Genomic DNA, 15374 nt, shown 5'->3' with positions numbered 1-15374 from the left:
GGTCGCGGTGACGCAGCCGACGAAGCCGACGAAGGTGCCGATCGAGAGGTCGAGCTCGTTGCCGGCGATGACGAACATCTGCGCGATCGTCGCCAGCGCGATCGGGATCGCCAGGTTGAGCATCAGGGTGAAGCCGAAATAGGAGATGGCGCGCGGGTTGAGCCAGGCGATCGCCAAAAGCACCAGCGCCAGCGACAGCGCCGGCAGCAGGCTGCGCAGCATGCGCGCCCGCGCCGCGCCGCCGCCAGCCGGCGACGCCTTCAATCTGGTTTCGAGCGAGGCCGCCGTCATCTCAGGCCGCGTCGCCGAACGAGGACTGGATGATCTTTTCCTCGGTCAGCTCGTCGCGTCCGAGATTGGCGACGATGCGGCCGTTCTTGAAGACATAGACGTGGTCGCAATTGTCGAGCTCTTCGGTTTCGGTTGTGTACCAGAGGAAGGTGCGGCCTCGGCCAGCCTCCTCGCGCACCAGGTCGTAGACTTCGAGCTTGGTGCCGATGTCGACGCCGCGCATCGGATCGTCCATCAGCACGATGCCGGCATCCGAGCCCAGCGCGCGCGCAAACAGCGCCTTCTGCTGGTTGCCCCCGGACAGCGAGTAGATGTTGTTGTTCATGTCCGGCGTGCGGATGCCGATCTTGTTCTTCCAGAAGTCGGCAAGCTCGGCCTCGCGTTGCGGCGAGATCAGCAACCCGCTGCGCAGCCGCGCCAGCGAGCGGATGCCGATATTCTCAGCGATCGACCACTGCGGGAAGATGCCGTCCGACTGACGGTCGCCTGCCACCAGCGCCACCGGTGCGGTCACCTCGATGCCGGTCCTGGCGCGCTGGGCAGCGGCAAAGATCGCCAGCAGCAGATCGGTCTGCCCGTGGCCCGCGAGCCCGGCGAGCCCGATGATCTCGCCGGCGCGGGCGACGAGCTCCTTGCCGTCCTGCTGCCGCGCCGGACGCGCCTTGACCCGCAGCGGCCCGGCTTCGGCCTTCCTTGTCTCCGCGGCCGTTCTCTGATGTCCCTCGGCGCCGCCCATGGTGGCGACCAGCCGGTCGCGGTCGAAGGCGCTTGCGGCGTCGGCGGCGACGACCTTGCCGTCGCGCATCACCACGATGCGGTCGGCGTTCTGCAGTACCTCGCCCAGCACATGCGAGATCAGGATGCAGCTGCCGCCGGAAGCGACGAAGCGGCGCACGAAGGCCAGCAGCTGGCCGGCCGTGTGCGCGTCGAGCGACGAGGTCGGCTCGTCGAGGATGACCAGTGCCAGCGGATCCTCGGTCAGCGTGAAGGCGCGCGCCACTTCCACCATCTGCCGCCAGCCGATCGACAGGTCGCCGGCGATGTCGGAAGCGGAGATGCCATGGTCGGGGAAGATTTCGTCCAGCTTGGCGGCGATCAGCTCGGCGGCCTTGCGGCGCCAGCCGAAACCGGTGAGCGAAGGATGGTTGATGCGCGTGTTCTCGGCGACGCTGAGGTTCGGGCAGAGCGACAGCTCCTGGAACACGCAGCGTATGCCGAGCTCAAGCGCCCGCGGCACCGAATAGTCCCGCTCGGCGCTGCCGCGCACCGTGATCGCGCCGCTGTCGGGGACAAGCGTGCCTGCCACCATATGCATCAGCGTCGACTTGCCGGCGCCGTTATGGCCGACGAGGCCGACGCATTCGCCGGCGCCGACATGGAAGTCGACGCCGCCAAGCGCCCGGACGGCGCCGAAATGCTTTTCGGCACCGTCCAGCCTGATGATGTCGATATTGGCGGCGCCGAAATGCTTCGCGGCGCCGTCCAGCCTGGTGTCGGTGTTTGCCTTGGGCATGCTCAACGATATCCGGTTGGCGATGCCGGCGGCAACAGTAGCCATCACTTGATGTTGGCTTTGATGGCCCCGATGGCGTCTTCCTGCGTATATTCGTGCGTGGCGACGCCGCCTTCCTTGATCTTCGGCAGGGCGGCTTCGAAATCGTCCTGGGTGAAGGCGAGATACGGCACAAGAAGGTCGTGCGGAATGTCGGTGCGGCCGTCGAGCACCTGCTGCGCCACCCAGAAGGCCAGCGTCGAGACGCCCGGCGCGATCGACGCCGACCATGTCTGGTAGCCGTCCTTTTCCTTCTGCTCCTTCCACCACTTCAGCTCGTCCTGGCGATTGCCCATGATGATGGTCGGGCGCGGCTTGCCGGCGGCGGCGAAGGCCTGCGCGGCGCCGTAGCCGTCACCGCCCTGGTCGACGATGCCGACGACATCTGGCAGCGAAGGCAGGATGGTCGCCACCGCCTTCTGCGCCGTGGTCTGGTCCCAGTCGCCGGTCACCGAGCCGACGATCTTGAACTCGGGATGGGCGGCGACGCCTTCGAGGATGCCGGCATGGATGGCGTCGTCGATCGAGGTGCCGGCCAGCCCGCGGATCTCCAGCAGATTGCCGCCCTTCGGCTGGAACTTGGCCATCTGTTCGACTTCCTGCTTGCCCATGTCCTTGAAGTCGACGACGACCCGGTAGGCGCAGGGCTCGGTGACGGTGCCGTCGAAGGAGACGACGACGATGCCGGCATCGCAGGCCTGCTTGATGGCGCCGTTGAGCGCATCCGGCGAGGCGGCGTTGATGACGATGGCGTCATAGCCCTGCAGGATCAGGTTCTGCACCTGGGCGGCCTGGGTCGGCACTTCCTTGTCGGCGGTGGTGAAGACGTCGGCGGCCGCGACCACCTTGTCCTCGACCGCCTTCTTGGTGACGATGCCGTAGCTGTCCAGCATCGCCTGGCGCCACGAGTTGCCGGCGTAGTTGTTGGAGAAGGCGATCTTCTTGCCGCTGGTATCGGCAAGCGCGGTGCCCGAGGCGAGCATCGCCGCCAGAGCGCTCAGGACGAGTAGTTTCTTCATGTCGTATCCTCCCAGATGTGTTGACTGCTGCACTCCAGCCGGCTTTTGAGGCCGGCCTCACTTCCAATCCGATTTGAGCCCGGACGATCCCGCGCTCAAAACAGCCTCAGCCCCGGCACGCGGACTCTGAGCCGGTAGAGCGACGTCGACGCGGCGATGTAGAGGCTCCTCAGATCCTCGTCGCCGAAGGTGAAATTGGCACAGTCTTCCGGCGTCGCGATGACGCCGAGAAGCTCGCCGGAGGCATCGAAGACGTGGATGCCGCCCGGGCCGGTGCAATAGAGATTGCCGCGGCTGTCGATCTTCATGCCGTCGGTCGATCCCGGCTCCGTGCCTTCGATCACCGCCCAGACCGCGCCGCCATTGAGGTCGCCATTGGTCTCGACACGGAACACCCTGATATGCCCGCGCTCGGTGTCGTTGATGAACAGGCGCGATTCGTCGAGCGAGAAGCAGAGCCCGTTGGGCTGCGCGAAATCGTCGGCAAGCAAGGTGAGGGCGCCGTCGCCGTCGATCCGATAGACGCCCTGGAACGAAAGCTCCTGCTGTCGCGGCACGCCGTAGAATTCCACCCGGCCAAAGCCCGGGTCGGTGAAGTAGATGGCGCCGCCGGTGGCGACGACGACGTCGTTCGGGCTGTTCAGCTCCTTGTCGCCGTAATGGGTGGCGAGCACGGTCACGGTTCCGTCCGGCTCGGCGCGAGTGATGCGGCTCGTCGCGTGTTCGCAAGTGACCAGCCGCCCGCGGCGGTCGAGCGTGTTGCCATTGGCTTTATGGCTTGGCTCCCGGAACAACTCGATCTCGCCCGATGGGCTGCGCCTGTACATGCGGCTTTCGGGAATATCGGAAAACACCAGCCACTTCTCGTAAGGATGCCACACCGGCCCTTCGATGAAGGAGTAGCCCGTGGCCAGCTGTTCCATCGACGCGTTGCCGACAACGTCGTCGAAGCCGGAATGGCGGGCCCGCGCCGAAATCGACATCACTGGTCCTTCGGCTTGCGGACAGCCGCGCCGCCGACGAACCAGTCGCTGCCGGCCACGTCCTCGAACACCACCCAGATCGCCTCCTTGGGCAGTTCGGCGACCTCGCTGATGGCTTCGGTGACGCGGCGCGAGATCTCGTCCTTGCGCTTTTGCGAATGGCCCTCGAGTATCCGTATGTTGACGAACGGCATCGGCGCCTCCCGGGCATTTTCTTGTTGTGGGGAGCGAGCCTAGTCAGGCCCCGGGCCGGGCGATACGGGTCAACGCGCAGCGCCGACTGTGGTTTTGCACAGTCGGTTGCAAGCCGGTGACAAGGATCATTGATCCTGCAGCGGCGCCGCCTGTGCCAGCCAGGCGTCGAGCCTGTCCTGCTCGCGGCGCAGCGCATCGATGTTGACCAGGCCCCGCGCCAAGGCGAGGTAGATCGCCCGCGTGCGCGAGTTGAAGACCGAAGCCTCTCCGGCGCCCTCCTCCGGCGGCACGATGCCCAGCTTGTCGTAGACATGCTTGATGCGGCTTTGGGCGCCGCGGATCGACAGGCCGCGGCGCGCCGCGATCGCCCTGTCGGTCAGGCCCAAGGCGATGTCAATCAGGCTCTCATACTCGCCGTCGGTGATGCCCTCGAAGCGGTCCTGGACGCGGTGCTGGATACCACGGATCTCGCGGTCGATGATGCAGTGACCTTCGCGGAAGACGCCGCGCAGCGCCGAGCGCATGCCTTCCTCGGTCGCCGATTTCAGCACATAGCCATAGACCGAGCCGGGCGGCACGATGCGCGCCACGCCCCGCACATAGGCCTCGTCGGCGAAGTTCGACCAGAACAGGATGTGCGTGCCGGCGCGTCGGCTCCAGATCGCGCGCGCCACCTCGATGCCCGTCGCCTTGGGCAGTTGCAGGTCGAGCACGACATGCGGCGGCTCGCGCTCGGCCGCCAGGTTGATGGCATCCTCGCCGTCGCCGGCCTCGATCACCTCGACATCGCCCGGCCACAGCTGTTCCACCGTCCGGCGCGCGAAGGTGCGATGCAGCCCGTCATTCTCGGCAATCATGATCAGCACTACGCCACCTCCGATACCGCCTGCTGCTCGCCAGCCGTGGCCGGCTTGCCGTCCGCTGGCGCGCGATCGATCTCGATCAGAACCCTGGTGCCGCCCTTGCGGCCGGCCGGCTCGAAGCGCAGCCTCGCGCCGACGAGCGCTGCCCGCGTGTGCATGTGGCCGATGCCGCCCTGCGCCGCCGGGTCGATCGTGCCGCAGCCATGGCCGTCATCGGTGACGACGACACTGAACACGCTGTCGGTCGACGTCAGCAGCACCTCGATGCGGCCGGGCGCTGCGTGCCGCACGGCATTGTTGATCGCTTCCTGGACGATCCGGTAGAGCGCCGTGCGCATCGTCTCCGACAGGCTGTCGGCGCTGCCGTCGCTGGTGTCGGCGATGCGCACCGCGATCGGCGGTTTCGCCCGCGCGACGCTGCGGTTCAGATGCGCTTCGACGGCGTCGCGCAGGCCGAACAGCTCGAGCACGCTCGGCCGCATGTCGTCGACGATGTGGCGCAGCTCCGCCAGGCAGCCGGCGATCTCCTGCTCGAGGTCGGCGAGCTGCGCCGTTCGCGCCATGCCCCGGCTGCGGAAGGCCGAGACCTGGCGCGCGATGCGGGCAAGGTCGCCAAGCGTCTGGTCGTGCAGGTCCATCGCCATGCGGCGGCGCTCGCGCTCCATGCCTTCCGTCAGTTGCGAGGCGCCGACCCTGAGCAGCTCCGCCCGGTTGCGCGTCTCGCTTTCGGCAAGCATGGCGCGCCGCGCCTCCTCGGTCTGGATCAGCGCGAAAATATAGGGCGCGATCAGATCGGCGCACTGCTGGGCGACCGCGACGTCGGCCAGCGTGTAGCAGCCGATCTCGTGGCGGCTGATGTTGAGCGCGCCGATGACGCTGCCGCGCGCCCTCAGCGGCACGATGATGCGGCTGCGCAGCTTGGCGGCGAAAATCGGCCCATCGAAGGCGCCGGCAAAGTGGAAGCGGTCGTCGACAAGCGCGTTGTCCGACAACAGGTAGGGCGTCTTGCCCCACAGCACGTAGCGGATCGGGCTGCCTTCCACCGGATGCTGCGCCAGCTCGCTCCAGCTGGTGTGGAAGCCCGCCTCGTAGCAGGCATGCATGCGTCCGTCCTGCGACAGCACCGCCAGGTCGATATGATCGTGCGGGATGAGCGTGCCGATCTCGATCGCCGTTGCCCGGAATGCGGAGCCCGGATCGATATGGCCTGCCAGCGCCCGCGAAATGGCGAGCAGCCTGTCGATCAGCTGGGGAGATACGTCCGACATGTCTCCTCCCTTGCCATCTCGGCTAACCAAGCGACACGCCACGACGCCTCGTTCGCCAGCGCGGCCGATACCGGGTTTGCCTGCAGTCCTCCCTGCGCTGAAATAGTGAACGCTTGCCGCTGCCGCTGTCAACGACGCCTCTCTTGCGACCGGCGATCAACTTCAGCTGCGACGATTGAAAAGCCTTCTGCTCCTGGTTTAGGAACGACGGCAGGAGAGATGATGCATGGCAGCGACCGTTGCTCAGGGCGCCCCGGGAATACCGGCGCGCTGGACGTCAAGCGCCAAGAGCGGCGTCGGCACGGCGCTTTCTGAGGCCAGCCGGGTCTGGTTCACGATCAGCCACGGCATCCTCAACGAAATCTACTATCCGCGCCTCGACAAGGCCTGCACGCGCGATATGGGGCTGATCGTCACCGGCCCCGCCGGCGCTTTTTCGGAAGAGAAGCGCGATGCCGTGCATGCTGTCGTGCCTTTCGAGGACGGCGTGCCGGGCTACAGGCTGACCAACACCGCGAGGGACGGGTCATACACGATCGAAAAAAGGATCATTACGAACCCGAAACGCCCCGTCCTGCTGCAGGAGATCACCTTTACGGCACTCAAGGGCCGGCCTGCCGACTACCGAGTCTACGCACTTCTGGCGCCGCATCTCGTCAATGCCGGCATGGGCAACACCGCTTGGGTCGGCGAGCACCACGGCAGGCCTGCGCTGTTCGCGTCGGGACGCGGCGTCTGCATCGCGCTCGCCTCGTCGCTGCCCTGGGGCGACTGCTCGGCCGGCTATGTCGGCTTTTCCGACGGTTGGCAGCAGCTCGCGCATGGCGGCGCGCTCGATCCGGCCTGCCAGCGGGCCGAGGACGGCAATGTCGCGCTGACCGGCGAGATCGGCTTTTCCGCCGGCAACGGCACGGCCCTGCTGGCGCTCGGTTTCGGCAGCTCGCCGGAAGAGGCAGCCGAGATGGCTTCGGCCAGCCTGGAGCAGGGCTTCGATGCCGCTGCCAGGACCTACGTCGAAAACTGGCGCGAATGGCAGGCCGGGCTGCTGAAGCTCGACCGGCAGTCAGTGACGGGATTGAACACCTACCGCGCCAGCACGGCGGTGCTGGCCTCGCATCTGTCGATCGCCAGGCCGGGAGCCGCCGTCGCCAGCCTGTCGATCCCCTGGGGCTTCAACAAGGGCGACGACGATCTCGGCGGCTATCACCTTATCTGGCCGCGCGATCTGGTCGAGACGGCAGGCGGCTTCCTCGCCGCCGGCGACGGCAAGCAGGCGCTGCAGATCCTGACCTATCTGCGCTCGATCCAGCAGCCGGACGGCCATTGGCCGCAAAACGCCTGGTCCGACGGTACCGCCTATTGGCCGGGCATCCAGATGGACGAATGCGCCTTTCCGCTTCTGCTCGCCGACGCCCTGCGCCGTGCCGGCCATCTGCCGCGCGCCAAGCTCGCCGACTTCCTGCCGATGATCGAAAGTGCCGCGTCCTACGTGGTCCGCAACGGGCCGGTCACCGGCGAGGACCGCTGGGAAGAGGATGCCGGCTACAGCCCGTTCACGCTGGCCGTCGAGATCGCCGCCCTGCTGGCGGCCGCCGACATGCTCGACATCATGGGAAAACCAGAGCCGGCAAACTATCTGCGCGAGACCGCCGATTGCTGGAACGACCAGATCGAGCGCTGGACCTATGTCGCGGGTACGCCGCTATGCGCCGAAGTGGGCGTCAACGGCTACTATGTCCGCATCGCCCCGCCGGATGCGTCGGATGCCGCATCGCCGAAGGACGGCTATGTGCCGATCAAGAACCGGCCGCCGGCCGACACCGACAGGCCGGCCGAGGCCATCATCAGCCCGGATGCGCTGGCGCTGGTGCGCTTTGGGCTCAGGGCCGCGGATGATCCGCGCATCCTCGACACTTTGAAGGTCATCGACGCCAGGCTGCACCGCGACCTGCCGCAGGGATCGCTCTGGTACCGCTACTCCGGCGACGGCTATGGCGAGCACGAGGACGGCTCACCCTTCGACGGCACCGGTCAGGGCCGCGCATGGCCCTTGCTGGCGGGCGAGCGCGCCCACTACGAGCTCGCGGCGGGCCACAGGGACAGAGCGGAAAGCCTGCTTGCGACGCTCGAGGCGTCCGCCGGGGTCGGCGGCCTGCTGCCGGAGCAGGTCTGGGACGGCCCTGACCTGCCGCAGCGCGAGTTGCGCCTCGGCGCCCCCTCGGGCAGCGCCATGCCGCTGGTCTGGGCGCATGCCGAGCATATCAAGCTGTTGCGTTCGCTCCGTGACGGCGCCGTGTTCGACCTGCCGCCGCAAGGCGTCGAGCGCTACATCAAGGCAAGGACCACCTCGCCAACGAGGATATGGCGCTTCAACAACAAGATCCGCGCCATCCCCGCCGGCAAGATGCTGCGCGTCGAGCTTGCGGCCAAAGGCGTGGTGCACTGGAGCAGCGACAAGTGGCTGACGGTGCGCGACGACAGGACCGCCGAGAACGCCTTCGGCGTCCATCTGGTGGATCTGCCCGTTGACCGCCTGCCGCAGGGAAGCACGATCGTCTTCACTTTTTTCTGGCCCGACACCGGCCGTTGGGAGAATGTTGACTTCACCGTCGGCGTCGATGCCCAGTCATGATCCCGAAAAGTGGATACCGGTTTTCGGAAAAGATCATGATCGATCAAGACAGCACGGCCAGTAGATTCTATTTTCCTCGAGCGACTGGGATAAGACCATGCAGATCGGAATGATGGGACTGGGCAGGATGGGCGCCAACATGGTGCGCCGCCTCATGCGCGACGGCCATGAATGCGTCGTCTACGACATCAATCCGGCAAGCGTCGCCGCTTTGGTCAAAGACGGCGCCATCGGCGCGGCCTCGATGGAGGAGTTCGTCGGCAAGCTTTCCAAGCCGCGCAGCGCCTGGCTGATGCTGCCGGCGGCGATCACCGGCAAGATCGCCGACCAGGTGGCGGCGCTGATGGAACCCGGCGACATCATCATCGACGGCGGCAATTCCTACTATCACGACGCCGTCGACCAGGCCGCCGAGCTTGCAGCCAAGGGCATCAACTATGTCGATGTCGGCACCAGCGGCGGCGTCTGGGGCCTGGATCGCGGCTACTGCCTGATGATCGGCGGCCCGGACGAGGCGGTTCGCCATCTCGATCCGATCTTCGCCACGCTGGCGCCCGGCGCCGACGCCGGCAGCACGCCGGCCAAGGACGCCGGCACCGCGCCCTACGGCTATCTGCATTGCGGGCCGAGTGGCGCCGGCCATTTCGTCAAGATGGTCCACAACGGCATCGAATACGGCGTCATGGCCGCCTATGCGGAAGGCATCAACATCCTGAAGTCGGCGAATGCCGGCAAGCGCGCGCGCACCGCCGACGCCGAGACCAGCCCGCTAGAGAACCCGCAATACTACCAGTTCGACATCGACCTGCCGCAGGTCGCCGAGGTCTGGCGTCACGGCAGCGTCATCGGCTCCTGGCTGCTCGATCTCACCGCCGGCGCGCTGAAGGACGACCCGGCGCTGACGCAGTTCGGCGGTCGCGTTTCGGATTCCGGCGAAGGCCGCTGGACGCTTAAGGCGGCGATCGACACCGGCGTGCCGGCGCCGGTGCTGTCCTCGGCGCTGTTCGACCGCTTCTCCTCGCAAGGCGAATCCGAATTCGCCGACAAGCTGCTCTCCGCCATGCGCTACGCCTTCGGCGGCCATGTCGAGAAGCCGAAGACCGGCGCCTGAGTGCGGGGGAAGAGATTGATGAGCCAGGAACGGTCCGACACGCTGGTGCTCTTCGGAGCGACCGGCGACCTCGCCCACAAGAAGATATTCCCAGCACTTTACCAGATGGTCGCCAAGGGGACGCTGACCGAGCCGGTGATCGGCGTCGCCTTCGACCCCTGGGACATCGGCAAATTGCAGGCGCGCGCCCACGACGGCATCGCCAACGCGCTGGGCAGCGTCGACGAGACGGTGTTCGCCAAGCTGGCCTCGCAACTGCGCTATGTCAGCGGCGACTACCGCGACGGCGCGACCTTCGAGAAACTGAAGACAGCACTCGGCTCCGCCCAGCACCCGCTGCACTACATGGCGGTGCCGCCGACCATGTTCGAGACCGTCGTCCAGGGGCTGGAGCAGTCCGGCACCGCGCGCGGCGCGCGGCTGATGGTGGAAAAGCCCTTCGGCCACGATTTGCAGTCGGCGCGCTGGCTGAACCGGGTGCTGCACCTGGTGTTCGACGAGCAGTCGATCTTCCGCATCGACCACTATCTCGGCAAGGAAGCGATCCAGAACCTGCTCTATTTCCGCTTCGCCAATGCCTTCCTCGAGCCGATCTGGAACCGCAATTTCGTCGAGAGCGTGCAGATCACCATGGCCGAGGATTTCGGCATCGACGGTCGCGGCAAATTCTATGACGATGTCGGCTGCATCCGCGATGTCATCGAGAACCACCTGCTCAACATCCTGTTGCTGCTCGCCATGGAGCCGCCGGTCGGCCGCTCGGCCGACGACCTGATCGACGAGAAGGTGCAGGTGCTCCGCGCCATCCGCACGCTGACCAAGGAAGATGTCGTGCGCGGCCAGTTCGACGGCTATCTGGCGGAGCCGGGTGTCAAGCCCAACTCCCCGGTGGAGACCTTCGCCGCGGTCCGCTTCTTCGTCGACACCTGGCGCTGGCAGGACGTGCCCTTCTTCATCCGCGCCGGCAAGAATATGCCGGTGCATGCCACCGAGGTGATCGTGCGGCTGAAGCGGCCGCCGCTCGATGTCTTCGACCCGATCAAACCGGACGACGCCAACTATGTCCGCTTCCGCATCGACCCGCAGGTGGCGATCTCGATCGGCGCCCAGCGCAAGGTGGCCGGCGACGACATGGTCGGCGAGCAGGTGGAACTGACGGCGCTCGACGACTCGAAGGGCGACATGCCGCCCTATGAGCGGCTGATCGGCGACGCCATGAACGGCAACGGCCAGCTGTTCACCCGCCAGGATGCGGCCGAGCTTGCCTGGCGCATTGTCGGCCCGGTGCTTGGCGACACGACGGCGCCGCACGTCTACGCGCCGAAGAGCTGGGGACCGGCCGATGCCATGAACGGCTTCGGCCCGCCGAACGGTTGGATCAACCCATCGAAATAAGCGCGGGAGGCAACGACATGGCCAAGGCGGCAAAGCCGGCGGCGGCGGACGCGGAACCGATCGTGCTGACGATCGACATCGGCGGCTCGCACGTCAAGATCCTGACCAGCGCCGGCGGCGAGATGCGCCGCGCCGAGTCCGGCCCGGGCCTGACGCCGCAGCAGATGATCGCCTCGGTGAAGACGCTGGCCGAGGGCCTCTCCTATGACGTGATCTCGATGGGCTACCCCGGCCCGGTCGCCCACAACCGGCCTTTCGCCGACCCCGCCAATCTCGGCAAGGGTTGGGCGGGCCACGACTTCGCCGCCGCCTTCGGCAAGCCGGTGAAGGTAATCAACGACGCGCTGATGCAGGCCATCGGCAGCTATGAGGGCGGGCGCATGCTGTTTCTCGGCCTCGGCACCGGCCTCGGCGCCGCTATGATCGTCGACAATGTCGCCCAGCCGATGGAACTCGCCCACCTTCCCTACAAGAAGGGCGGCAGCTTCGAGGACTATGTCGGCGAGCGCGGGCTGGAGAAGCGCGGCAAGAGGAAATGGCGCAAATCCGTGTTCGACGTCGTCGACAGGCTTCGCGCCGCCCTGCAGCCGGACTACGTCGTCATCGGCGGCGGCAACGTCGACAAGCTTGATCAAATGCCCGCCGATTCCAGGCGCGGCGACAATACGCGTGCTTTCGAAGGCGGTTTTCGACTGTGGCGCGACAAGGCACTGATCGTCTGATAGTATTACATCTCAGTATAGTTATTCAAAATAACGTGTTTCGCGGCGCGAAGTCATTGCGTTGAGCAGATTTGCCGACTAGGAGTCGCGCCACCCCCTACCGACGGAGAAATAAATTGGCCGACGACAGCAATGACGCTCGCAAGGAAATCGATCTGCTCGAGCTTACCGCCCACATCGTTTCCGCCTACGTCGAGAAGAACCGTCTGCCTGCCTCCGGCCTCAGCGAGCTCATCGCCAGCGTCAGCGCCTCGATCAGCAGCCTCGGCCAGCCGCCCGAACCGGTCGCCGCGCCGCTCGTCCCCGCAGTCAATCCCAGGCGTTCGGTGACGCCGGACTACATCATCTGCCTCGAGGACGGCAAGAAGTTCAAATCGCTGAAGCGCCATCTCGGCGTCCATTTCGGGCTGACGCCGGAAGCCTACCGCACCAAGTGGGGCTTGCCGGCCGACTACCCGATGGTTGCCCCCAACTATGCCGCGTCGCGCTCCGAGCTGGCGAAGTCGATCGGCCTTGGCCGCAAGGCCGCCGAGCCGGTCAAGACCAGGGGCAGGAAAAAGGTTTCGGCCTGAGCAACTCACGGCGCTGAGCCAATAGTTTCAACGACTGGAACAGAAGCCTGCCGGCGAATCCGCCTTGGCAGGCTTCATGCTTTTGGGCTTGGATAACCCCGACAGTGTCGGAGGCAGCCATGAACTACGCACGGATGGTGATCGAGAAGGAGGCGCCGGAGGAATACGGCTACGACCGCATCCGCTTCAATCTCTCCGAAAGCTCGATCGCCGACCAGAAGCTCTCCGACATTGGTCTGTCGCTGCCGGATCTGACGCTGTTCTACGGCGAACATCGCGGCGACCGGGAATTGCGCGCCCTGGTCGCGGCGCAGGACGACGGGCTTTCGCCGGATGACGTGCTGGTCACCGCGGGTGCCGCCGGCGCGCTGTTCATCATCTCGACCGCGCTGCTGTCCGAGCGCGACCACCTCGTCGTCGTCAGGCCCAACTACGCCACCAACATCGAGACGCCCCGGGCGATCGGCTGCGCCATCTCCTATGTCGACCTCGATTTCGATGACGGCTTCGCCGTCGACGTCGAGCGCGTGGCGGCTAGCCTGCGGCCGAACACGAAGCTGATCAGCGTCACCTGCCCGCACAATCCGACAGGCACGACGATGGGCCGGGCCGATCTCGACGCGCTGGTGGCGCTGGCCGAAAGCCGACAATGCCATCTGCTGGTCGACGAGACCTATCGCGACCTTTCCTACGGGCGGCGCCTGCCGGCGGCGGCATCGCTGAGCCGCTCGGCGATCAGCGTCTCGTCGCTGTCCAAGGCGTTCGGCATTCCCGGCATCCGCATCGGCTGGCTGGTCACGCGCGACACCGCGCTCCAGGAAAGGTTCCTCGCCGCCAAGGAGCAGATCGGCATCTGCGGCAGCGTCATCGACGAAGCCATCGCGCGCGGCATGCTCCAGCGGCGCGACGCCTTTTTGGCGACACTGCTGCCCGACATGGCCAAGCGCCGCGACATCGTCCAGGCCTGGATAGACCGCGAGCCGCTGGTCGGCTGGGTGCGGCCGGAAGGCGGCGTCGTCGGCTTCCCTCGCCTGAATGTCGGCGCCGATTTCGACCTCGACCGCTTCTACGCAAGGCTGCTGGAAGACCATGGCACCTATGTCGGCCCCGGCCATTGGTTCGAGATGCCGAAGCGCTTCTTCCGTATCGGCTTCGGCTGGCCGAAGGAGGCCGAATTGCGCGGCGGGCTGGAGGCCATCTCCGCCGCGCTAAGGGACTGACTTTCCGTCCCGCCTTGCCGCCAGCCGGAATTTTCTTGATCCAGCGCCGATTCTGCCACACATCCCGCCGCGATCTTTGCTAGAAGGTCATCTGGCCGGACCAGCGCCCATCGTGGAAGTTGCCCCGCCGGCCTTTTTTCGCAACGGGGCCTTTCTCTCCATGACTGCCGAACAGACATCGCCGGACCAGCGCTATGCCGCCTTCCGGCACAGGCCCTTCCTCAGCTACTGGGCGGCGCGCTTCCTCACCACCTTCGCCACCATGATCGTCTCCGTCGCCGTCGGCTGGCAGGTCTACGATCTGACCCGCGATCCATTCGACCTCGGCATCGTCGGCATCGTCCAGTTCCTGCCGTCGCTGCTCCTGGTGTTGGTCACCGGCGTCGTCGCCGACCGCTTCGGCCGCCGCCTGATCATGACCTTGTCGTCGCTGATCGAAGCGGGCTGTGCGGTTGCGCTCTTGCTGCTTACGTTGCGAGGCCTCGCCGGCCCGCTGCCGATCTTTGTGGTGCTTGCGATGTTCGGCATAGCGCGCGCCTTCTATGGACCGGCCTCATCCTCGCTGTTCGCCAATCTGGTGCCGCCGGAGGACTTCGCCAATGCGATCGCCTGGAATTCGTCGGCCTGGCAGACGGCAACCATTGTCGGGCCCGTCGCCGGCGGCCTGCTCTACGGGCTTTCGGCGGAGACGGCCTACATCACCGCCGCCGTCCTGATGCTGGTTGCGGCGCTGCTCGTTTTCACCATTCCGAAGCCCGCCCAGCAGACCGCCACCGACAAGCCGACGATGGAAACGCTGTTTGCCGGCTTCCGCTACATCTGGAGCGAGAAGATCGTGCTCGGCGCCATCTCGCTCGATCTGTTTGCCGTGCTCCTGTCGGGCGCCTCGGCGCTGCTGCCGGTCTATGCGCGCGACATCCTCGAGCTTGGACCCTGGGGCCTCGGCCTGCTGCGCTCGGCACCGGGCATCGGCGCCATCTGCGTCGCAGTCTGGCTGGCCGGCCACCCGATCCGCGACCATGCCGGCAAGATCATGCTGGGCTTCGTCGGTCTGTTCGGCGCTGTCACGGTTCTGTTCGGCGTTTCAACCATCACCTGGCTGTCAATCCTGGCCCTTGCCCTGCTCGGCGCCACCGACATGTTCAGCGTCTATATCCGCGAGACGCTGATCCAGCTGTGGACGCCTGACGAGGTGCGCGGCCGCGTCAATGCGGTGAACCAGGTCTTCGTCGGCGCCTCCAACGAGGTCGGCGAATTCCGCGCCGGCACCATGGCGGCGCTGATCGGCACCGTGCCGGCGGTGGTGATCGGCGGCATCGGCGCCGTCGCGGTCGCAGGCCTGTGGGCCTGGCTGTTCCCGGCACTGCGGCGGGTACGGCACCTCAACGGCCGGAATTGATTAGCGCCGTATCTAAGCCGCTGGATCCGACGCTCGGGCCAATCAAGCTTGCGCCGATAATGCTGAGATGGAGCCGAGAGAAGACCGGCGGGTTCGGACTGCGAATCCTCGAGAGCTGACATTCAGGTTAGGTGGGTATCGTCGAGACATGA

At 66.2% G+C, this 15374-nt stretch carries 13 protein-coding genes and 1 pseudogene; 7 read left to right on the top strand and 7 right to left on the bottom strand.

All coding sequences use genetic code 11. The annotated features are described in order from the left end of the window. The 7 genes and pseudogenes from EN738_RS07095 to EN738_RS07065 form a co-directional block, all read right to left on the bottom strand. Positions 1-291: pseudogene (locus EN738_RS07095) on the bottom strand (ABC transporter permease); the annotation flags it as partial. Between the two features lies 1 nt (position 292). Then, complete coding sequence (locus tag EN738_RS07090) at positions 293-1804, bottom strand: sugar ABC transporter ATP-binding protein (protein ID WP_245494405.1); 1512 nt, start codon at positions 1802-1804, stop codon at positions 293-295. Positions 1805-1848: 44 nt separating this feature from the next. Next, positions 1849-2862 (bottom strand): ABC transporter substrate-binding protein, encoded by a 1014-nt coding sequence (locus EN738_RS07085; protein ID WP_127283081.1) that lies wholly within the window; start codon positions 2860-2862, stop codon positions 1849-1851. Between the two features lie 95 nt (positions 2863-2957). Further along, entirely contained in the window at positions 2958-3845 is an 888-nt protein-coding gene (locus EN738_RS07080; RefSeq protein ID WP_127283080.1) for an SMP-30/gluconolactonase/LRE family protein, read from the bottom strand. After that, positions 3845-4039, bottom strand: coding sequence for a 4-oxalocrotonate tautomerase family protein (locus EN738_RS07075; protein ID WP_127283079.1), 195 nt, complete (start codon positions 4037-4039; stop codon positions 3845-3847). The genes EN738_RS07080 and EN738_RS07075 overlap by 1 nt, the downstream gene beginning before the upstream one ends. 126 nt (positions 4040-4165) lie before the next feature. Next, a complete protein-coding gene (locus EN738_RS07070) occupies positions 4166-4906 on the bottom strand; it encodes a response regulator transcription factor (RefSeq protein ID WP_127283078.1) in 741 nt (246 codons plus the stop codon). After that, positions 4906-6171, bottom strand: coding sequence for a histidine kinase (locus EN738_RS07065; RefSeq protein WP_127283077.1), 1266 nt, complete (start codon positions 6169-6171; stop codon positions 4906-4908). Before EN738_RS07065 ends, EN738_RS07070 begins: the two co-directional genes overlap by 1 nt. Positions 6172-6397: 226 nt before the next feature. Here EN738_RS07065 and EN738_RS07060 point away from each other — a divergent pair, with 226 nt between their 5' ends. The 7 genes from EN738_RS07060 to EN738_RS07030 all read left to right on the top strand — a co-directional run bounded on the left by EN738_RS07060 (position 6398) and on the right by EN738_RS07030 (position 15222). Continuing rightward, positions 6398-8803, top strand: a complete 2406-nt coding sequence (locus EN738_RS07060) for a glucan 1,4-alpha-glucosidase (RefSeq protein WP_127283076.1) — start codon at positions 6398-6400, stop codon at positions 8801-8803. Positions 8804-8900: 97 nt separating this feature from the next. Next, positions 8901-9914, top strand: a complete 1014-nt coding sequence (gnd, locus tag EN738_RS07055) for a phosphogluconate dehydrogenase (NAD(+)-dependent, decarboxylating) (protein ID WP_127283075.1) — start codon at positions 8901-8903, stop codon at positions 9912-9914. Between the two features lie 18 nt (positions 9915-9932). After that, complete coding sequence (zwf, locus tag EN738_RS07050; RefSeq protein WP_127283074.1) at positions 9933-11309, top strand: glucose-6-phosphate dehydrogenase; 1377 nt, start codon at positions 9933-9935, stop codon at positions 11307-11309. Between the two features lie 17 nt (positions 11310-11326). Further along, entirely contained in the window at positions 11327-12031 is a 705-nt protein-coding gene (locus EN738_RS07045; protein ID WP_127283073.1) for an ROK family protein, read from the top strand. A 116-nt stretch (positions 12032-12147) separates the two neighbouring features. Beyond that, positions 12148-12603, top strand: a complete 456-nt coding sequence (locus EN738_RS07040; RefSeq protein ID WP_127283072.1) for a MucR family transcriptional regulator — start codon at positions 12148-12150, stop codon at positions 12601-12603. Between the two features lie 119 nt (positions 12604-12722). Continuing rightward, positions 12723-13823 (top strand): aminotransferase class I/II-fold pyridoxal phosphate-dependent enzyme, encoded by a 1101-nt coding sequence (locus EN738_RS07035; RefSeq protein WP_127283071.1) that lies wholly within the window; start codon positions 12723-12725, stop codon positions 13821-13823. A gap of 160 nt (positions 13824-13983) precedes the next feature. After that, a complete protein-coding gene (locus tag EN738_RS07030; protein ID WP_127283070.1) occupies positions 13984-15222 on the top strand; it encodes an MFS transporter in 1239 nt (412 codons plus the stop codon). Positions 15223-15374 lie beyond the last annotated feature (152 nt).

The organism is Mesorhizobium sp. M4B.F.Ca.ET.017.02.2.1, assembly GCF_003998955.1.
Classification (GTDB): Bacteria; Pseudomonadota; Alphaproteobacteria; order Rhizobiales; family Rhizobiaceae; genus Mesorhizobium; species Mesorhizobium abyssinicae.
Note: the sequence above shows the minus strand (reverse complement) of the source record. Positions and strands in the feature narration are given on the sequence as shown.

Bases quoted from the DNA above. Each gene is read 5' to 3' on its own strand.
- EN738_RS07090 (WP_245494405.1), bottom strand. From the start codon at position 1,804: ATGCCCAAGGCAAACACCGACACCAGGCTGGACGGCGCCGCGAAGCAT.
- EN738_RS07085 (WP_127283081.1), bottom strand. From the start codon at position 2,862: ATGAAGAAACTACTCGTCCTGAGCGCTCTGGCGGCGATGCTCGCCTCG.
- EN738_RS07080 (WP_127283080.1), bottom strand. From the start codon at position 3,845: ATGTCGATTTCGGCGCGGGCCCGCCATTCCGGCTTCGACGACGTTGTC.
- EN738_RS07075 (WP_127283079.1), bottom strand. From the start codon at position 4,039: ATGCCGTTCGTCAACATACGGATACTCGAGGGCCATTCGCAAAAGCGC.
- EN738_RS07065 (WP_127283077.1), bottom strand. From the start codon at position 6,171: ATGTCGGACGTATCTCCCCAGCTGATCGACAGGCTGCTCGCCATTTCG.
- EN738_RS07060 (WP_127283076.1), top strand. From the start codon at position 6,398: ATGGCAGCGACCGTTGCTCAGGGCGCCCCGGGAATACCGGCGCGCTGG.
- gnd (WP_127283075.1), top strand. From the start codon at position 8,901: ATGCAGATCGGAATGATGGGACTGGGCAGGATGGGCGCCAACATGGTG.
- zwf (WP_127283074.1), top strand. From the start codon at position 9,933: ATGAGCCAGGAACGGTCCGACACGCTGGTGCTCTTCGGAGCGACCGGC.
- EN738_RS07045 (WP_127283073.1), top strand. From the start codon at position 11,327: ATGGCCAAGGCGGCAAAGCCGGCGGCGGCGGACGCGGAACCGATCGTG.
- EN738_RS07035 (WP_127283071.1), top strand. From the start codon at position 12,723: ATGAACTACGCACGGATGGTGATCGAGAAGGAGGCGCCGGAGGAATAC.
- EN738_RS07030 (WP_127283070.1), top strand. From the start codon at position 13,984: ATGACTGCCGAACAGACATCGCCGGACCAGCGCTATGCCGCCTTCCGG.